The organism is Nocardia sp. NPDC051833 (assembly GCF_040681225.1).
Lineage (GTDB): Bacteria > Actinomycetota > Actinomycetes > Mycobacteriales > Mycobacteriaceae > Nocardia.
This window is the reverse complement of sequence record NZ_JBFAYK010000001.1, coordinates 1,874,746-1,896,074: the sequence shown is the minus strand read 5'-3', so window position 1 is coordinate 1,896,074 and position 21,329 is coordinate 1,874,746. Positions and strand designations below refer to the sequence as shown.

The following is a 21,329-nucleotide window of genomic DNA, read 5'->3' as shown; positions in this document are numbered from 1 at the left end:
GACGGACAGACCGGTTCGTCGCGCCGGCGGTCCAGGAGGACCGTCGATCTCGTCCACATGATCTGTCGGGGATCCTGCGCGGGTGGGGCGGTTGCGCCCACCGCGCTCATAGGCGAATTTCTCGCTCCACGGAGTACCAAGGTGTCTTCGTGCTGCCCGAAAACGGTTCGCCTCTGCTTTTTTTCGCGATTCGAGGAGGCTCTGGTGCACGGTACGGAGTTGGGTGGGTTCAGCGCGCGACCGCAGGAAGCGGAGGTCGCCGCCACGGCGTCGGCACCGTTCCCGCTGACACCGGCCCAGCTGGGAGTCTGGTACGCGCAGCTGCTCGACCCCGAGGTCCCGATCACCATCGCCCAGTACGTCGACATCACCGGTGAGCTGGATGCGGCTGTGCTGCAACAGGTCACGGCCGAGGCCGCGCACGCCTACGGTTCCCCGCTGGTGCGCATCGGCGAATCCGACGGTGTCCCTTACCAGGTCGTCGACCACGCCATCCCGGTCGAGAGCGAACTGCCGCTGATCGATCTGCGAAACCACGACGACCCCGTCGCCGCCGCGCACGAGTGGATGCGCGCGGAGTTCGGCGCGCCGCTCGACCTGCTGACCGATCGCCTGGTGGCGGGCGCGGTGCTGCGCGTCGGCGAGGCCCGCTGGTTCTGGTACCTGCGCGGACATCACATCGTGCTCGACGGCTACGGCGCTTTCACCAACTCCCAGCGCATCGCCGAGCTCTACACCGCCCGGATCCTCGGGACCGAGGCCAAGGCGGCGGTTCCCGGCGACCTGGCCGAGCTCGTCGACGGCGAACAGCGCTACCGCGAGAGCACCCGCTTCGCCAACGACCGCGAGCACTGGGCCGAGCGCATCGCCGGCCTGGACAGCCCGACCAGCCTCGACAGCCGTACCGCGCCCCGCGCCGCGATCAACCTGGTGACCGGTGGACGGCTCTCGGAGAAGCTCGTCGACCGACTGGAAACCATTGCCGCCAGCGACGATTCGACCATTTCCGCAGTGCTGCTCGCGGCCTTCGCGGCCTACCTCGGCCGGCTCACCGACCGCCCGGACGCGGTGCTCAGCCTGCCCGTCACCGCGCGCACCACCGCGGTGATGCGCCGCTCGGCGGGCATGCTGTCCAATATCGTCCCGCTGCGCCTGCCCACCGGCGCGGCGGGCGCGGCCACCACCTGGGGTGAGCTGCTGCGCGCGGCCCGCGTCGAGGTGGCGGGCGCGCTGCGGCATCAGCGCTACCGCGCCGAGGACATCCGCCGCGACGCCGAGGACGACGGCCGCCCCGCCCGGCGCGCGCTGTTCGGCCCGCTCGCCAACTTCATGCTCTTCCGCAGCGACCTCACCCTCGGCACCACCACGGGCCGCTACCGGGTGCTGTCCACCGGTCCGATCGAGGACCTGAGCCTCAACGTCTACTACGGCGACCGCGATCGCGTGCACGTCGACTTCGAGGCCAACCCGCACCTCTACGACCCGGACACGCTGGCCCGGCACCACTCCCGCTTCCTCGGTTTCCTCGAACGTCTCGCCGCCGCCGACCTGGACACCGCGATCGGCGCGATCGAGGTCGCGACCGAGCTGGAACTGCAGGTCAGCACCAAGATCTGGAACGCGACCGGCTTCGACGTCGCCGCCGCGCTGGCCGAGCGCGCGGTGCCGGCCGCGACGCTGCCCGCGCTGTTCGAGGCCCAGGTCGCCCGCACTCCCGACGACGTCGCCGTGCGGATGGCCGGTGACGACACCGCGACCCTGGCCTACCGCGAGCTCGCACAGCGGGTGAACCGGCTCGCCCGGCGGCTGCGCGCCGACGGGATCGGCCCGGAATCGCTGGTGGCACTGAGTATCCGGCGTTCGCCGGAGCTGGTCGTCGCCATGTACGCGGTGCTCGCCGCCGGCGCGGCCTACGTTCCGATCGACCCGGATCACCCGGCCGAGCGGATCGCGCACATCCTGGCCACCGCCGCCCCGGCCGTGGTCCTCACCACCTCGCGTGACGGCGCGCCCGGCGCCGACGCGCTGCCGGTGCTGGCCGTGGACGCGCTCGACCTCACCGATTACGCCGACGCGCCGCTGACCGACGCCGAGCGCACCGCGCCGCTGCGTCCCGGCCATCCCGCGTATGTCATCTTCACCTCCGGCTCCACCGGCCTGCCCAAGGGCGTCGCGGTCGAGCACGCCGCGATCGTCAACCGGCTGGTGTGGATGCAGCAGGCCTACCGGCTGCACGGTGTCGACGTGGTGCTGCAGAAGACCCCGATGACCTTCGACGTCTCGGTGTGGGAGTTCTTCTGGCCCTTGCAGATCGGCGCGACGCTGCTGCTCACCGAGCCGGACGGCCATCGCGATCCCGGCTACCTGCGCGGTGTGATCGCCGAATACGGCGTCACCGTCGCTCATTTCGTGCCCTCGATGCTGGAAGCTTTTCTGGCGCAGCAGGAGATCGCCGAGCGCACCTCGCTGCGGCTGGTCTTCGCTTCCGGCGAGGCGCTGCCCGCCGCCCTGGCGCAGCGGCTGCGGCTGCTCACCGGCGCGCGGCTGCACAATCTCTACGGCCCGACCGAGGCCGCGGTCGACGTCACCTTCCACGAGGTGAACGACGCGGACCGGACCACGGTGCCGATCGGCGCGCCGGTGTTCAACACCCGGCTCCATGTTCTCGACTCGCGGCTGCGGCCGGTACCGGTCGGGGCTCCGGGTGAGCTGTATCTGTCGGGGGTACAGCTCGCCCGGGGTTACGTCGGACGGCCCGAGCTCACCGCCGGGCGGTTCGTCGCCGATCTCGGCACGCCGGGCGAGCGGATGTACCGCACCGGCGACCTGGTCCGCTGGACCACCCACGGTGAACTGGAATACCTGGGCCGCACCGATTTCCAGGTGAAGCTGCGCGGTCTGCGGATCGAGCTCGGCGAGATCGAGGCCGTGCTCGAAGGGGTCGAGGGCGCGGTACGCGCCGTCGTCGTCGTGCGTGACGACGCGGGTGTCGGCGAACAGCTGGTCGCCTATGTGGTGGAGGCCGAGCCGGGCGCGGTCGCGGTGGACCTGCTGCGCGAGGCCGCGCTGCGGGCGCTGCCCGCGTACATGGTGCCCGCCGCGTTCGTGCTGCTCGACGCCCTGCCGGTGAACGCCTCCGGCAAGCTCGACCGCAGGGCGTTGCCCGCGCCCGCCCGCGTCGTGGTCGCCTACGCCGAACCCGTTGGACCGGTGGAACAGTCGGTGGCCAGGGTGTTCGGCGAGGTGCTCGGCCTGGACCGGGTCGGCCGCGACGACGACTTCTTCGCCCTGGGTGGCAACAGCCTGGTCGCCACCCAGGTGGCGGCCCGCCTCGGCGCCGATCTCGGTCTCCGGCTCGGTGTCCGCGACCTGTTCGGCGCGACCACCCCGGCCCGGCTGGCCGCCGCGGTCGCCGAGCGCGCCGACGCGGGTGTCACCGCTCAGCTGCCGGTGCTCGCGGCGGGCCCGCGCCCGGCGCTGATCCCGCTCTCGCCCGCGCAGCAGCGGATCTGGTTCCTCAATCGTTTCGATCCGTCCGCCCCCGGCTACAACATGCCGTTCGTGGTGCGGATGCGCGGCACCGCGAATCTGTCCGCGCTGGTCGCGGCGCTGAACGCGGTCGTCGACCGGCACGAGGCGCTGCGCACCGTGTTCCCCGCGGTGGACGTGCCCGGCGGCGAGGTGGCCGAACAGGTCGTGCGGGACGCCGGGATCGTCCGCATCGAGGAACCGACCACGGTGGCCGCCGCGGAGCTGGACGCCGAACTCGCCCGATTCGCCTCCGCTGGTTTCGATCTCGAACACGAGGCGCCGTTCCGGGCCCGCATCTTCGTCGTCGCGGGTGAGGCGGCCGACCCGGCGGGCGAGTGCGCGCTGGCGGTCGTGCTGCACCACATCGCGGCCGACGGTGTGTCGCTCCAGGTCCTGGTGCGCGATGTCCTGGCCGCGTACCAGGCGGCGACCGTCGGGCTCGAGCCCGGCTGGGCGCCGTTGAGCGTCCAGTACGCCGACTACGCCCTGTGGCAGCGTGAACTGCTGGGCGCGGAGACCGATCCGCAGTCGCTGGCCTCGCGCGAAATCGCCTTCTGGGAACGGACACTGGCGGGTCTGCCGGATCAGCTGGAACTGCCGTCGGCCCGCCAGCGGCCGGTGACGCCGAGCCTGCGCGGCGCGCGGACCGGCTTCACCATCGGCGCCGGCCTGCACCGGCAGCTGGCCGAGCTGGCCACCGAGGCGGGCGCGTCGCTGTTCATGGTGTTGCACACGGCGCTGGCCGTGCTGCTGGCCCGGATCGGCGGCGGCACCGACATCGCCATCGGCACCGGCGTCGCAGGTCGCGGCGACCGCGCGATCGACGATCTGATCGGCATGTTCGTCAACACCCTCGTGTTGCGCACCGAGATCGACCCGGCCGCGAGTTTCACCGCCGCGCTCGAGCACACCCGCGAGACCGACCTGGCGGCCTTCGCGCACGCCACCGTCCCGTTCGACCGGCTGGTCGACGTGGTCAACCCGGCGCGCTCGCAGGCCAGGCACCCGCTGTTCCAGGTGGCGCTGAACTTCCAGGCCGGCCTGGACACCAGCTTCGAGCTGGGCGGCTCGCCGGTCTCGGTGCGGGAGATCGAACTCGACATCACCAAGTTCGACCTGCAGTTCACCCTCGACGAAAGGCGCGGCGCCGCAGGCGAACCCGCGGGCATCGACGCCGTCGTCCTCTACGCCACCGACCTGTTCGACGACGCCGAGATCGTCGAGCTCGGCGCGCGGTTCACCCGACTACTCGCCGCGGCCGTCGCCGCGCCCGCCACTCCCGTCGGCGAACTGCCGCTGCTGTCGCGGGCCGAGTACGTCCGTCTCACCGGCATGCGCGGCGCGCCCGTCACCGCCACCGGCCTGCTGCCCGACCTGCTCGCCGCCGCCGTCGCGGCCGACCAGGACCGGATCGCGGTCACCGACGGTGACCGTGCCCTCACCTACCGGGAACTCGACCGGGCGTCCTCACGCCTGGCCAGGGTGCTGGTGGACGGTGGGGTCGGCCCCGACGACATCGTCGCGGTCGGGATTCCGCGCTCCGTCGAATCGGTGCTCGCCGTGTGGGCGATCGCCAAGGCAGGCGCGGCCTGGCTGCCCGTCGATCCGAGCTACCCGCTCGATCGGATCACCCATATGGTGACCGATTCCGGCGCGCGAGTCGGTCTTACGGTGTCCGAGGCGCAGTCCGCGCTGCCCGGCCCCACCGACTGGCTGGTGCTCGACGAGCTGAAGCTGATGGCCGAGTGCGCCGCCCGCTCCAGCGATCCGATCACCGACGCCGATCGGGTGCGCCCGCTGCGCGCCGCGCACCTGGCCTATGTCATCTACACCTCCGGTTCCACCGGCCTGCCCAAGGGCGTGCTGGTGACCCAGGCCGGCATCGCCGGGTTCGCCGCCGAGGAGTCCGCGCGCATGTTCGGCACCGCCGACGCGCGGGTGCTGCAGGTCGGGTCGCCGTCGTTCGACATCTCGGTGATGGAGCTGCTGCTCGCGGTGAATTCGGCCGCCACGCTGGTGATCGCGCCGATGGGCCGCCACGTCGGCGCCGAACTGGCGCAGCTGCTGGCCGCGGAGCGGGTCACCCACGCGCTGATGACCCCCTCCGGTCTGGCGGTGCTCGATCCCGAACAGCTCGACGACCTGCGGATGGTCATGGTCGGTGGCGAGGCGTGCCCGCCCGATCTGGTCGCCCGCTGGACCGGCGGCACCGTGCCCCGCGCGTTCGTCAACGCCTACGGCCCGTCCGAGACGACCGTCGCGACCAATATCAGCGCCCCGCTGACGGCGGGTTCGCCGCTGACCCTCGGCACGCCGCTGCGCGGCATCGCGCAGTGGGTGCTCGACGACCGGTTGCAGCCGGTGCCCGCCGGTGTCGCCGGTGAGCTGTACGTCGCCGGTGCGCAGGTGGCCCGCGGCTACCGCAGCCGGACCGCGCTCACCGCGGGCCGCTTCGTCGCCTGCCCGTGGGAGCCGGGCGCGCGCATGTACCGCACCGGTGACCTGGTCCGCTGGACCGACGCGGGCACCCTGGAGTACCTGGGCCGCAACGACGATCAGGTGAAGCTGCGCGGTTTCCGGATCGAGCTCGGCGAGATCGAGGCCGCGCTGCTGGCCCAGCCGTCGGTGCGCCAGGCCGTCGTCCTGGTGCGGGCCGACGCGCATCGCGGTGACCAGCTGGTGGCCTACGTGGTGCCGGACGCGGCATCGGCCGACCTCGGCGCCGAGCTCACCGCGACCCTGCGTGGCACCCTCGCCGCGCACATGGTGCCGTCGGCGTTCGTGCTGCTCGACGCGCTGCCGCTCACCCCGAACGGCAAGCTCGACCGCCGCGCGCTGCCCGAACCCGTCTTCGCCGCGCGCGCCTTCCGGGCGCCCGCCGCGGGCGTCGAGACCGTGGTGGCCCAGGTGTTCGGCGAGGTGCTCGGGGTCGAGCGGGTCGGCGCCGACGACGACTTCTTCGCCCTGGGTGGCAACTCGCTGATCGCCACCCAGGTGGCCTCCCGGCTCGGCGCCGCGCTCGGCCGCGCGGTGTCGCTGAAGACGCTGTTCGAAGCGCCGACCGTCACCGGCCTCGCGGCCGCGCTCGGCTCGGCCGAGACCACCGCCACCCGCCCGCCGCTGGTGGCGGGGGAACGGCCGCACCGGATTCCGCTGTCCTACGCGCAGCAGCGCATGTGGTTCCTCAACCAGTTCGACGCCGACTCCGTCGCCGACAACATCGCCGCCGCGATCCGGCTGACCGGCACCATCGACCACGCCGCCATGACCGCCGCGGTCGCCGCCGTCTTCGCCCGCCACGAGGCGCTGCGCACCCGCTACCCGGCCGTCGACGGCATCCCCTTCCAGCAGGTGCTCGACGCCGAGCAGCTGACCATCGCGCTCGAGCCCGAGGCCGTCGACCCGGCCGCGCTCGACGACCGCGTCCGCGCCCTCGCCGCGGTGCCGTTCGCGGTGGATCAGGAGCCGCCGGTCCGCCTGCACCTGCTGCGTCTCGGCGCCGAACAGCACGTCCTCGTGCTGGTGCTGCACCACATCGCGGCCGACGGCTGGTCGGTCGCGCCGCTGACCCGCGATGTGATGGTGGCCTACGCCGCCCACCTGGCCGGTGCCGAGCCGGGGTGGACGCCACTGCCCGTGCAGTACGCCGACTTCGCGCTGTGGCAGCGCGCCGCCCTCGGCGCCGAGGACGACCCGGACTCGCCGATGTCGCGCCAGATCGATTTCTGGACAGCGGAACTCGCCGATCTGCCGGATCTGCTCGCGCTGCCCGCCGATCGGCCCCGGCCCGCCGTCGCCTCGGGTCGCGGTGCCCGGCACACCTTCGCGGTGTCCGCCGCGCTCACCGAGCGGCTGCGCGCTGTGGCCGCCGATGCCCAGGCCTCGCTGTTCATGGTGCTGCACGCAGCGTTCGCCGCCACCCTGGCGAAACTGTCGGGGCAGCAGGACATCTCGATCGGCACGCCGGTGGCCGCTCGCGGCGATCAGGCGCTCGACGAGCTGGTCGGCATGTTCGTCAACACCCTGGTGCTGCGCACCCAGGTCGACCCGGCCGCCACCTTCGCCGACCTCGTCGGCACGGTCCGCGACGGCGATCTGCGCGCACTGGCCGCCACCGACGTCACCTTCGACCGGCTGGTCGAGGCGCTCAACCCCGAGCGCTCCACCGCCCGGCACCCGCTGTTCCAGGTGATGCTCGACTTCCAGAACAACACCAGGACCGAACTCGAACTGGCCGGCCTGACCGCCTCCGAAATCGAGATCGACACCCACACCGCCAAATTCGACCTCCAGCTGACGCTGCGCGAGACCGCCGACGGCCTGCTCGCCCGCTTCGAGTACGCGACCGACCTGTTCGACGCGCAGACCATCACAGATTTCGGCACCCGCCTGCTGCGGGTGCTGGAAACGGTGACCGCCGATCCCAGCGTCGTGATCGGCGACATCGACCTGCTCGGCGCCGCGGAGCGCACCCGGATCCTCGACACCTGGAACGCCACCGCGTACCCGGTCGACGAGACGATGACGCTGGTCTCGCTGTTCACGGCGCAGGCCGCGCGCACCCCGGGCGCGATCGCGCTGACCTTCGAGGGCGAGTCGCTCACCTACGCCGAGTTCACCGAGCGGGTGAATCGCCTGGCCCGCCTGCTGATCTCGATCGGCGTGCGGCCCGATCGCACGGTCGCCCTCGGCATGCGCCGCTCGATCGATCTGGTCGTCGCGATGTACGCCGTGCTCGCCGCGGGCGGCGCCTACGTGCCGCTCGACCCCGAGCACCCGGCCGAGCGTCTCGCGCAGGTCATCGACGCGGCCGCGCCGGTGTGCGTGCTCACCCGCGCCGTCGATGGAATCGACCTCCCCGACACGGGTTCCGTCGCGGTGCTCGAGCTCGAACAGCTCGACACCACCGACTACCCGGCCGCGCCGATCACCGACGCCGACCGGCTCGCCACCCTGACCCCGGCCAACGCCGCCTACCTGATCTTCACCTCCGGCTCGACCGGCAGGCCCAAGGGCGTCGTGGTCTCGCACGCCGCGATCGTCAACCGCCTGGTGTGGATGCAGGACGCCTACCGGCTCACCGCGGCCGACGCCGTGGTGCAGAAGACCCCGGCCACCTTCGACGTGTCGGTGTGGGAGTTCTTCTGGCCCTTGCAGATCGGTGCCCGGCTGGTGCTGGCCCGGCCCGACGGACACCGTGATCCGGCCTACCTGGCCGAGCTGATCGACGCCGAGTCGGTGACCGTCGCGCACTTCGTTCCGTCGATGCTGTCGGTGTTCGTCGCGGCCATCGACGGCGCGCCGGCGACCGATCACCGGTGCGCCGCGCTGCGCATGGTGTTCGCCTCCGGTGAGGCCCTGCCGCCCGCTCCCGCCCACCGGTTGCACGCCCTGACCGGTGCCACGGTGCACAACCTCTACGGGCCGACCGAGGCCGCCGTCGACGTCACCTTCCACGAGGTGACCGCGGCCGATGTCGTCTCGGTGCCGATCGGCGAGCCCGTCCACAACACCCGCGTCTACGTCCTCGACGGCAGGCTGCGCCCGGTGCCGGTCGGAGTTCCCGGCGAGCTGTATCTGGCCGGCGCCCAGCTGGCGCGCGGGTACGCGGGCCGGGTCGACCTGACCGCCGACCGCTTCGTCGCCGACCCGTTCGCCTCGGGCGAGCGCATGTACCGCACCGGTGACCTGGTCACCTGGACCGCCGACGGCGAGCTGGAGTACCTGGGCCGCACCGACTTCCAGGTGAAGCTGCGTGGTCTGCGGATCGAGCTCGGCGAGATCGAGGCCGCGCTCGGCGGGCTGACCGAGGTCGGGCAGGCGGCGGTCGTCGTCCGCGACGACCTGCTGGTGGCCTACCTGGTTCCCGCCGCCGACCTCGACGTCGACGGGGTGCGCGCCTCGCTCACCCGCACGCTCCCGGCCTACATGGTCCCGGCCGCCTTCGTCGAACTCGACGAGTTCCCGCTCAACGCCTCCGGCAAGCTCGACCGCAAGGCGCTGCCCGCGCCGGTGTTCGAGGCGGCGGTCTTCCGCGCCCCGGTCACCGAGGTGGAGCAGATCGTGGCCGGCGTCTTCGCCGCGGTCCTCGGCTTCCCCGCCGACCGGGAGGTCGGCCTCGACGACGACTTCTTCGCCCTCGGCGGCAACTCGCTCAACGCCACCCAGGTGGCGGCCCGCCTCGGCGCCGCGCTCGACACCCAGGTGCCGGTGCGGCTGCTCTTCGACGCGCCGACCGTCGTCGAGCTGGCCGCGCGCTGCACCGCGCTGCGCGGCACCGGGCGACGGGTCGAGCTCACCGCCCGCGAACGCCCGCAGCGGATTCCGCTCTCGGCCGCGCAGCGCCGGATGTGGTTCCTCAACCGCTACCTCGCCGACGCCGACGGCTCGGGCGATGCCGTGAACAACATCCCGGTCGCCCTGCGGCTGACCGGCGAGCTCGACATCACCGCGCTCGAGGCGGCGCTCGCCGATCTGATCGGCAGGCACGAGACCCTGCGCACCAGCTACCCGGACGGCCCCGACGGCGCCGCCCAGCTGATCGCCGACGCCGCGCCCGTCGCGCTGCGGCCAGAGCCGGTCAGCGCGGCCGAGCTGCCCGCGCTGCTGCGGTCCCGCGCGGCGGTGCGGTTCGATCTCACCGCCGAGATCCCGCTGCGCGCGGCCCTGTTCGCGGTCGCCGACGAACACGTGCTCGTGCTGGTGGTGCATCACATCGCCGCCGACGGCTTCTCCCTCGGCCCGCTGGCCGCCGACCTGATGACCGCCTACGCCGCCCGCCGCGCCGGCCACGCCCCCGACTGGGCGCCGCTGCCGATCCAGTACGCCGACTACGCGCTCTGGCAGGACGAGAACCTCGGCGACGCCGCCGATCCCGACTCGCTGGCGCACGCGCAGCTGGCGTTCTGGCGCCGCGGCCTGGCCGGACTGCCGGAGCAGCTGGAGCTGCCGACCGACCGGCACCGCCCGGCCGAGTCCAGCTTCCACGGTGGAGTGCACCGCTTCCAGATCGACTCCGATCTGCACAGCGAGCTGCGCGAGCTGGCCCGCAAGCACGAGGCCACCCTGTTCAGCACCGTGCACGCCGCGCTGGCCGTGCTGCTGGCCCGGCTCTCCGGCGGCAGCGACATCGCCATCGGCACCCCGGTCGCGGGCCGCGGCGAGGCCGCTCTCGACGGGCTGATCGGCATGTTCGTCAACACCCTGGTGCTGCGCAGCCAGATCGACCCGCGCGCCGCGTTCGAGACCACCCTCGACGCCGTGCGCGCCGGTGACCTCGACGCCCTCTCGCACGCGGACGTCCCGTTCGAGCAGATCGTCGACGCCGTCGACCCGGCGCGGGCGCGCAACCGCCACCCGCTCTTCCAGGTGGCGCTGGTGCTGCAGAACTTCACCGTGCCGGCGCTGACCGCCGCCGGGCTGCGGGTCGCGCCGATCGACATCGACGCCGCGGTGGCCAAGTTCGACCTGCAGTTCACCCTCACCGAAGCCGGTGACGTCGACGGCCGCGCCGACGGCATGGCCATCGAGATCGCTTACGCCACCGACCTGTTCGACGCGGGCAGCATCGCCGTGCTGGCTCGCCGGTTCACCCAGGTGCTGGCCGCGGTGGTCGCCGATCCGACCGTCGTCGTCGGTGACATCCAGCTGCTCAGCGCCGAGGAACAGCAGCGCATGCTGCACGACTGGGCCACCACCGGCGACGCGGTCGCCACCGGTGCCGAGACGATGCTGGACCGGTTCGCCGTGATCGCCGCGCGCCACCCGCACGCCGTCGCGGTGAAGGCCGCGGGCGCCACGCTCACCTACGACCAGCTCGACGCCTGGTCCAACCGGCTGGCCCGGCGCCTCGTCGGGGCCGGTGTCGGCCCGGAAACCCTGGTGGCCGTCGCCCTTCCGCGTTCGGTGGAACTGGCTGTCGCGCTGCTGGCCGTGCTCAAGGCGGGCGGCGGCTACCTGCCGATCGACCCGAACTACCCGGCCGACCGCATCGAGTACGTCCTCGACGACGCCCGCCCGCTGTGCGCGATCGCGAACACGGCCACCGGGCTGGCCAGGGACTGGTTCGGCGGCCCGGTGATCGACCCCGCCGCCGAGAACCTGACCGGCTTCGCGGCCGCGCCGCTGGCGGCGACCGACAGGCGCGCGCCGCTGGTCCCCGCGAACACCGCGTACGTCATCTACACCTCCGGCTCCACCGGCCGCCCCAAGGGCGTGGTGATCCCGCACGCGAACGTGCTCGCGCTGCTGGACAACAGCGAGCGCCACTTCGGTTTCGGCCCGGCGGACGTGTGGACGATGTTCCACTCCTACGCCTTCGACTTCTCGGTCTGGGAACTGTGGGGCGCGCTGCTGACCGGCGGCTCGATCGTGCTGGTCGACTACTTCACCTCGCGCTCGCCCGAGCAGTTCCGCGAGTTGCTGCTGGCGGAGCGGGTGACCGTGCTCAACCAGACCCCGTCCGCGTTCTACCAGCTCATCGCCGCCGACCTGGCCACCGCGCCGGGTGACTACGCCCTGCGCACGGTGATCTTCGGTGGTGAGGCGCTGGAACCGCAGCGGCTGACCGGCTGGTTCGCCAGGTATCCGCGCTCGCCGCGGCTGGTGAACATGTACGGCATCACCGAGACCACGGTGCACGCCTCCTACCGGGAGATCACCCCGGAGACCGGTTCGGCCAGCGTCATCGGCGGTGCCCTCGCGGGATTGACGGTGCGCGTGCTGGATTCGCGCCTGCGGCCGGTGCCGGTCGGCGTGCCCGGCGAGATCTACGTCTCCGGTGCGCAATTGGCGCGCGGCTACCTGGCCCGGCCCGACCTCACCGCGAGCCGGTTCGTCGCCGACGCCTACGGCGCCCCCGGCAGCATCGCCTACCGCTCGGGTGACCTGGCTCGCTGGACAGCCGACGGCGATCTGGAGTACCTGGGCCGGGCCGATCAACAGGTGAACCTGCGCGGTTTCCGCGTCGAGCTCGGCGAGATCGAGGCCGCGCTGCTGCACAGCTCGGTGGCGCCGCGCGAAGTCGCGGTACTGGTGCGCACCGACCTGGTCGACGAGCCTCGGATCGTGGCCTACCTGGTCGCCGGTCCCGACACCGGCCGGATCGACGCGGCGGCCATCCGCCAGGAACTGGCCCGCACGCTGCCCGAGCACATGCTCCCGGCGGCGGTCGTGCCGGTCGAGCGGATCCCGCTGACCGTCAACGGCAAGCTGGACCGGGCCGCGCTGCCCGCGCCGGTCTTCGAGACCACCGTCTACCGCAAGCCGGCCACGGTCACCGAGGAGATCATCGCCGCGGTGTACGCCGAGGTGCTCGGCCGCACCGGCGCCGACGATCAGCCGGTCGGCGCCGACGACGACTTCTTCGCGCTGGGCGGCAGCTCGCTGCTCGCCGCGAAGGCGGTCGCCCGGATCGGCGCCGCGCTGGATCGCCGGGTCGGTGTGCGCGCGCTGTTCGAGGCGCCGCGGGTCGGCGAGCTGGCCGCCGCGGTGGACGCGCAGGCGAAGGTCGACCGGCCCGCGCTGGTCGGCCGGGCCCGCCCGGAGCAGCTGCCGCTCTCGCCCGCCCAGCAGCGGATGTGGTTCCTCAACCGCTTCGACCGCGCCTCGGTCGCCTACAACATCCCGTTCGCGCTGCGCCTGTCCGGCGATCTCGATGTCGCCGCGCTGCGGGCGGCGGTGGCCGACCTGGTCGCCCGCCACGAATCGCTGCGGACGGTGTACCCGGAGGTCGACGGCGCGCCGGTGCAGGCGATCAGCCCTGCCGCACAGGCGGTGCCGGTGCTCGAGCCGGTCGCTGTCGACGCGGCCGACCTGCCCGGCGCGATCGCCGAGCTGGCCGCCACCACCTTCGACGTCACCGCCGAGATCCCGGTCCGGCTGCGCCTGTTCCAGGTGGGAGCCGCGGCCGAGCACGAGTTCGTGCTCGCCGCGGTCCTGCACCACATCGCCGCCGACGGCTCGTCGATCGCGCCGTTCGTCGCGGACCTGATGCGCGCCTACACCGCGCGGCTGGCCGACACCGCGCCCGGCTGGACGCCGCCCGCCGTGCAGTTCGCCGACTACGCGCTGTGGCAGCGGGAGCTGCTCGGTGACGAGGCCGACCCGGAGTCCGTGGCCGCCCAGCAGGTCGGCTACTGGCAGGCCCAGCTGGCCGGGCTGCCCGACCAGCTGACCCTGCCGACCGACCGGCCCCGTCCGGCCCGGCAGAGCCTGCGCGGCGACAAGGTGGGCTTCACCGTCGACGCCGATCTGCACGCCGCCCTGGTCGCCCTCGGCCGTGGTAACGGCGCCACGCTGTTCATGGTGGTGCACGCGGCCTTCGCCGCCCTGCTGGCCCGGCTCTCGGGGACCGCCGACATCGCGGTCGGCACGCCGAACGCGGGCCGAGGCGAAGCCGAACTCGACGAGGTCATCGGCATGTTCGTCAATACGCTGGTGCTGCGCACGCCGGTCGCGGGCGACGCGCCGTTCACCGACCTGCTCACTGCCGCCCGCACCGCCGACATCGCCGCGTTCTCGCACGCCGACGTCCCGTTCGAGCGCCTGGTGGAGGTGCTCAACCCGGCTCGCTCCACGGCCAGGCACCCACTGTTCCAGGTCGGCTACTCGTTCCAGAACCACGAGCGCGGGCAGCTCGAGCTGCCCGGCCTGACCATCTCGGACATCGAATTCGATTCCGGTGTAGCGCAATTCGACCTGCACCTGTTCGCCCTCGACCACTACACGGCCGACGGCGCGCCCGCGGGCATCGAGCTGGCGCTCGGCTACGCGAGCGACCTGTTCGACGCGGGCACCGCCGAGCGGTTCGCCGCTCAGCTGCGCCGCATCCTCGAATCCGTCACCGTCGCACCGGAAACCGTGGTCGGCGATCTCGATCTGCTCGGTGCCGACCGCGGCCTGCTGCTCGACACCTGGAACGCCACCGCGCATGCGGTAGAGCCGGTCACCCTGGCCGAGCTCGGCGCGCGGCAGGCGGCCGCCACCCCCGGCGCGCTCGCCCTGGTCGACGCCGCGACCGGCACGTCGCTGGACTACGCCGCCTTCGACGCGCGGGTGAACCGGATCGCCCGGCTGCTGATCGCCGAGGGTGTCGGCCCGGAACGCACGGTCGTGCTGGCGATGCGGCGCGGGCCGGACCTGGTGATCGCCATGCACGCCGTGGTGCGGGCCGGTGGCGCGTACGTGCCGATCGACCCCGATCACCCGGTCGACCGGATCGCCTACATCGTCGAGACGGCGGCGCCGCTGTGCGTGCTCACCACCGCCGCCGACGGGCTGCCGATCACCGTGGACGTGCCCGTGTTCGAGCTGGATCACACTGTGTTGTCGGAGCTTTCGGACGCACCGGTGACCGATGCCGAGCGCATCGCGCCACTGCGGCCCGCCCATCCCGCGTACGTGATCTTCACGTCGGGGTCGACCGGCCTGCCCAAGGGTGTCGCGGTGCCGCACGCGGCGATCGTCAACCAGCTGGCCTGGCTGCACGACCGCTTCGAGATGACCGGCGCGGACCGGGTGCTGCTCAAGACCCCGGCCACCTTCGACCTGTCGGTCTGGGAGTTCTGGTCGCCGCTGACTTCCGGCGGGGCGCTGATCGTCACCCGGCCCGGCGACGAACGCGATCCGGATCGGCTGCGCGACACCATGGCCCGGCACGGCGTCACGGTGCTGCACGCGGTGCCGTCGCTGGTCGGCATGCTGCTGGCGGCCGAGGCCACACCGGCCCTGCCGGATTCGCTGCGCGCGGTCCTGGCCATCGGTGAGGCGCTGCCCGCCGCCACGGCCACCGAGTTCCGGGCCGGCGGCACCGGCGCCCGCCTGCACAACCTGTACGGACCGACCGAGGCCGCCGTCTCGATCACCGAATACGAAGTGGCGCAGGATCCCTCGCACGCCGTGCCGATCGGGACACCGGCTTGGAACAGCGCGCTCTACGTCCTCGACGCCCGCCTGCGGCCGGTCCCCGTCGGTGTGGCCGGTGAGCTGTACCTCGCGGGCGACCAGCTCGCCCGTGGCTACTACGGTCGCCAGGCGCTGACCGCGGATCGCTTCGTCGCCAACCCCTTCGGAACCTTCGCGGCGACGGGACAGCCCGGTTCGCGCATGTACCGCACCGGCGACATCGTCCGGTGGCGTGCCGACGGCACCCTGGAGTACCTCGAGCGGGCCGACTTCCAGGTGAAGATCGGCGGCTTCCGGATCGAGCTCGGCGAGGTCGAGACCGCGCTGCTGCGGTGCGAAGGCGTGCGCGCGGCGGTCGCCGTGGCGAAGACCGATGAGCGTGCTGGTGCGCGGCTGATCGCCTACGCGGCGGTCGCCGATCTCACCCCCGGCGACGAGCAGGCGATCGCGGCGGAACTGCGCGGCGAGCTCGCCGCGGAACTGCCCGCGTACATGGTGCCCGCCGCCCTGGTGGTGCTGGAATCGTTGCCGCTCAATGCCAATGGCAAGGTCGACCGGTCCCGGCTGCCCGAGCCGGAGTTCGGCGACGCGGTCTTCCGCGCGCCGGTCACCGCAGCCGAACAGCTGGTCGCGCGGACCTTCACCGAGGTGATCGGCTGCGCGAGCGCGGGCCTGGACGACGACTTCTTCGCCCTCGGCGGCAACTCGCTGATGGCGACCAGGCTGGCCGCCCGGCTCGGTGCCGCGCTCGGCGCGCAGGTGCCGGTGGCCGAGGTGTTCGACGCCCCGACCGTGGCCGCGCTGGCCGAGCGGCTCGGCGGCCTGGACCGCTCGCTCGCCCGCCCGCCGCTGACCCGCCGCACCGGCGACGGACCCGCGGTCCTCTCGCCCGCCCAGCAGCGCATGTGGGTGCTGCACCAGCTGGCACCGCAGTCGGCGGCCTATCACATCCCGGCGGCCATCCGGCTGACCGGCGAACTCGACCTGCCCGCCCTGCGATCGGCGGTCGGCGACCTGCTGTCGCGGCACGACACCCTGCGCACCCGCTACCCCGACACGGCGGCGGGACCGGTCCAGCAGGTGCTGCCCGCCTGGTCCGCCGCGGTCGAACTGACCCCGATCCCGGTCGCCGAGGCGGACGTCGAAGCCAGGATCACCGCCCTGGTGGCCCAGCCGTTCGACATCACCGCCGCGCCGCCGGTGCGGGTGGCGCTCTACGGGCTCGGTGCGAACGATCACGTCCTCGTCGTCGTGGTGCACCACATCAGCGCCGACGGCTACTCGATCGCGCCGCTCACCCGGGACCTGGTGCGCGCCTACGTCGATCGCAGCGAGGGCCGCGAACCCGGCTGGGCCCCACTGGAGATCCAGTACGGCGACTTCAGCGCCTGGCAGCACGAGCTGCTCGGCACCGACGCCGACCCGGACAGCGTGCTCACCCAGCAGCTGACCTACTGGACCAGGGAACTGTCCGGCGCGCCCGAACTGCTCGCGCTGCCCACCGACCGCCCCCGCGCCACCCGGCGCGAGATGCGCGGCGCGGCAGAGCGGTTCGAGATCGACGCGACCCTGACCCGGCGCCTCGACGAGGTCGCCCGCGAGCACGGCACCACGCTGTTCACCCTGGTGCACAGCGCGCTGGCGGTGCTGCTGGCCAAGCAGTCCGGCAGCGCCGACATCACCATCGGCGCGCCGGTGGCCGGACGCGGTGCCCGCGAACTCGACGACCTGGTCGGCATGTTCGTCAACACCGTCGTCCTGCGCACCGAGGTGGACTCGCGGGCGCCGTTCACCGATCTGCTGGCCCAGGCCAGGCGGCGCGACCTCGCCGCTCTCGCGCACGCCGACGTGCCGTTCGAGCAGGTCGTCGACGCTATGGGCCGGACCCGCTCGGCCGCCTACACCCCGCTGTTCCAGGTGATGCTCACCTTCCAGAACATGCCGCCCGGTGGCATCGAACTCCCCGGCCTGCACGTGCGGACCCTGGACCCCGGACTCGGCGAAGCCAAGTTCGACCTGCATCTGACCGCGTTGCAGCGCTACGACGCGGCCGGTGCGCTCGACGGGCTCGACGTGCACTTCGGGTACGCCACCGACCTTTTCGACGCCTCGACCGTCCGGATTCTGGCCGAGCGGTTCCGCAAGGTCCTCGCGGCCGTCGCGGCCGAACCGGCCGTCCCCGTGCGGGCGATCGATGTGCGCACCGACGCGGAGAAGACCCCGCGTCCGCGCACGTACACCATCGCCGATCTCCCGGGCCTCGTCGGCTCGGCGGCTCGGCTCGCGCCGGCGACCGTGGCATTCGCCCACGGCGAGCACGCCATCTCGTTCGGAACGCTCGACGCCAAGCTCACCGCGGTGAGCAAGGCGATGGGCGCCGCGATGAAACCCGAAGCGCTGGTGAACGTCGCGCTGGCCGGGCTGGTGCCCGGCGTGCTCGCCGCACTCGGCGCGTCCGGACTCACCACCACTCTGCAAACACTGGTGACCGATGCCGCCGCGGTGATCGCCCGGTCGGGGTCGGCTGACGACTCGGAAGGACAACTCTGATGTCGCACACGGATTCGGTCACGGCGGCTGTCTCGCTCGACGCGCTGCTGCGTGACCCGGCGGACGAGCGCAGGCGTGATCCCGCCACCTTGCTCGCCGCCTTCACCACCCAGATCCGCCAGGATCCCGATGCCGTCGCAGTGCGCGACGGCGCGACCGAGCTCAGCTACGGCGAGCTGGGCGAACGGGTCGACGCGCTGGCGGTCTGCCTGGCCGCCCGCGGGGTCGGGCCGGAGACCACGGTCGCGGTGGCGCTGCCGCGATCGGCCGACCTGGTCGTCGCCGTGCACGCGGTGATCGCGGCGGGCGGCGCGTTCGTCCTGCTCGACCCGGACGCCCCCGCCGACGTACGGCAGCGCACCGTCGCGCTCGCCGCGCCCGTCCTGGTGATCACCGCGCCGGAGGTGGCCCATCCCGCCGGCGTCCCGGTGCTGGGGATCGACGCCGAGCCCGCCGCCGATCTCAGCGCCGACGACCTGCCAGGGCCGGGCGCGGACAATCCGGCCTACCTGATCGTCGATGTGTCCGGCGCGAGTGCCGTGGTCGTCGGACACCGTGCCGCCCAGGCGAATTCGGTGTGGCGCCAGCGGCTCTGCGGTCTCGGCCCCGGTGACGCGGTGCTCTGGCACGCGCCGCTGAGCGAGCAGGCGAGCGTGGGGGAGCTGCTGCTCGCCCTGCAGACCGGTGCCACCCTGGTGCTGCCGACGAGTGACACGCTGGCCCGCTCGATCGCCGAGACCGGCGCCACCGCAGCCTGTTTCGACCCCGAGCAGCTCGCCGCACTCGCCGCGCTGCCCGACGCCGAGGAACGGCTCGACTCGCTGCGAATCGTCCTGAGCTGCGGCGCCCCGCTGCCCGCGAAGACCGCGGCCGCCCTGCGCGCGGTGAGCGGCGCGACCCTGTGGCACGTCTACGGCAGGCCGGAGACCGCGGGCGAGGTCGTCGCGCACGAGGTGACCGGCGCCGACCTCGAGTCGGTCCCGCTCGGCTCGGCCGCCGACGATGTCGAGCTGCTGATCCTCGACGAGCAGCTGTGCCCCGTCCCCGACGGCGAGATCGGCGAACTCTACGTCTCCGGTGTGCAATTGGCGCGCGGGTACCTCGGGCGGCAGGCCACCGCCGCCACCTTCCTGGCCAACCCGATCGGCCCGGTGGACGACCGGATGTTCGCCACCGGCGACCTCGTGCGGCGCAGGCCGCCGGGCGACGGCTGGACCGCCGAACTCGAGTTCGTCGGCCGCGTCGACCCCGACGAGGTCACCGCGGCGCCGCACGGTGGACTGCCCGGTGAGCTGCTGCTCGACGAGTTCGAAGCGCAGGCCGCCGCGACCCCTTTCGACCCGGCGGTCGTGCACGCCCCGAGCACGGGCGGCGCGGCCTCGATCATCACCTACGGTGACCTGGACCGGCGCACCAACCAGCTGGCCCGGCACCTGACCGCGCTCGGCATCGGTCCCGAATCGGCTGTGCTGGTCGATGTTCCGCGCTCGGTGGAACTGGTGGTGGCGATGTACGCCGTGCTCAAGGCCGGTGGCGCCGTGGTGCCGGTCGACACCGCGAGCCGTCCCGCCGTGCTGCCGCCGGTCGCGAACCCGGCGCTGGTGCTCACCGTGCGCTCGCGCGATCACGGTGCGGTGTACGACATTCCGTCGGTAGTGATCGACGACGTGCCGCTCGCCGACTATTCCGACGAGCCGATCACCAGGGCCGAACGGCGCACCCCGGTGCTGCCGGAACACCCGGCCTTCGTGCTGTACCCGCACGGCGCGACCCAGGGCATCACCATCAGCCACATCGCCGCCGTGCACCGGCTGACCGGCATGCAGGGCAGGCACGGCTTCACCGGGCGCGATGTGTACCTGCACCAGGCCGCCATCGGCGAGGTGACCGAGTGGCACGGCTACGTGCTGCCGTTGCGGGTCGGTGCCACCGTCGTCCTGACCGAACCACCCGACCCCGTGCGGTTAGCGACCCTGGTCGCCGACTACGGCGTCACCGCCGCCGATTTCACGCCGCCGCGGCTGGCCGCGTTCACCGACCACGTGCACCGCGCGGGCCTGCGCGCCGCGATCGGCTCGCTGCGCAGCGTCGTCGTCCTCGGCGCGCCGCTCAGCGCGGCCGAGGTGCGTGCGTTCGGCGCGGTGACCGGCGCTCGGCTGCACCACGATTACGGCAGGGCCGAGGCCACGGTCACCCTCACCTATCCCGCCGCGCCCGGCGCGGACACCCCGGAGCCCCCGCCGGTGCGGGTCAGGGAATGGAATCGCCGGGTCTACGTGCTCGACGCGCGGCTGCGCCCGGCCAGTCCCGGTGTCGCCGGTGAGCTGTACCTGTCCGGCGCGCAGCTGGCTCGCGGCTATCGTGACGATCCGCGCGCCACCTCCGACCGGTTCGTCGCCAACCCGTTCGGCATTCCGGGGGAGCGGATGTTCCGCACCGGGGAGCTGGCGCGCTGGGAGATCGACGGCACCACCGCCGCGCTCGTCCGCCTCGGCGCAGCCGGCGCGGTGACCGTGGGCGCGCTGGAATCGCTGCTCGGCCACGGTGCGAGCATGCGGGCCAGGATCGGTGCCGGGATCGGCGCGCGGATCACCGAACTGTCGCGGCGGCACGCGGTTCCGCCGTTCGCGGTCGTTCGGGCCGCGATGACGGTGCTGCTGGCCTGGCAGGCAGGCACGGCCGTCGCGGGCGCGACCACGCTGTCGGAGATCCTGTGCGCCGAACCGGATCCCGTGGTGTCTTCGGCCACCGCCGCGACCAGCGAGTCGTGCGCGCTGGCCGGGCCGCTCGGCGCGGTGACCTTGAGCTACCTCGACACCGGCGCCGAGGCGTTCGGCGTCCCCGGCCTCGAACTCACCGCCCTGCGCTTCGACGGACCGACGGTGGCCGACGGCGTGCACTTCATCGTCTCCACCCACGCCGACCCCGACGGCAATCTCGGCGTCGAACTCGAATACAGCACAGACCGTTTCGACGACCGCACCGCCGCGACCCTGCTGCGCCGCTTCTCCCGCGCCCTGGGTCTGCTCACCGGCGACCCCGACGCCCCGAGCGACTCGTTCGACCTCAGCACCCCCGCCGAGCGCGCCGCGAGCTGACCCCAACCCCCTCAGGAAGGCAATCCGATGAGCAATCCGTTCGACGACGAGAACGCCCAGTTCTACGTGCTGGTCAATGCCGAGGGGGAGCACTCCCTCTGGCCCACCTTCGCCGCGGTGCCCGGCGGCTGGACCGTCGCCTTCGGCGCCGCCACCCGCACCTCCTGTCTCCAGTACGTCGAATCCCACTGGCTCGACATGCGCCCCAATTCCCTCATCGCCGCGATGGCCAACGAGGGCTGACCG

At 72.8% G+C, this 21,329-nt stretch carries 3 protein-coding genes; all 3 read left to right on the top strand.

Annotation, left to right across the window (positions count from 1 at the left end):
* Window positions 1–204: 204 nt before the first annotated feature.
* The 3 genes from AB0L91_RS08235 to AB0L91_RS08225 are packed head-to-tail and all read left to right on the top strand — an operon-like array spanning window position 205 to window position 21,326.
* A complete protein-coding gene (locus tag AB0L91_RS08235; RefSeq protein ID WP_365008236.1) occupies window positions 205–17,985 on the top strand; it encodes a non-ribosomal peptide synthase/polyketide synthase in 17,781 nt (5,926 codons plus the stop codon).
* On the top strand, window positions 17,985–21,083 hold the full coding sequence (locus AB0L91_RS08230; protein ID WP_365008234.1) for an AMP-binding protein: 3,099 nt from the start codon (window positions 17,985–17,987) through the stop codon (window positions 21,081–21,083). The genes AB0L91_RS08235 and AB0L91_RS08230 overlap by 1 nt, the downstream gene beginning before the upstream one ends.
* Window positions 21,084–21,110: 27 nt before the next feature.
* Window positions 21,111–21,326, top strand: a complete 216-nt coding sequence (locus AB0L91_RS08225; protein WP_218719668.1) for an MbtH family protein — start codon at window positions 21,111–21,113, stop codon at window positions 21,324–21,326.
* Window positions 21,327–21,329: the final 3 nt, after the last annotated feature.

Coding starts and splice junctions, on each gene's coding strand:
- AB0L91_RS08230 (WP_365008234.1), top strand. CDS start 17,985: ATGTCGCACACGGATTCGGTCACGGCGGCTGTCTCGCTCGACGCGCTG.
- AB0L91_RS08225 (WP_218719668.1), top strand. CDS start 21,111: ATGAGCAATCCGTTCGACGACGAGAACGCCCAGTTCTACGTGCTGGTC.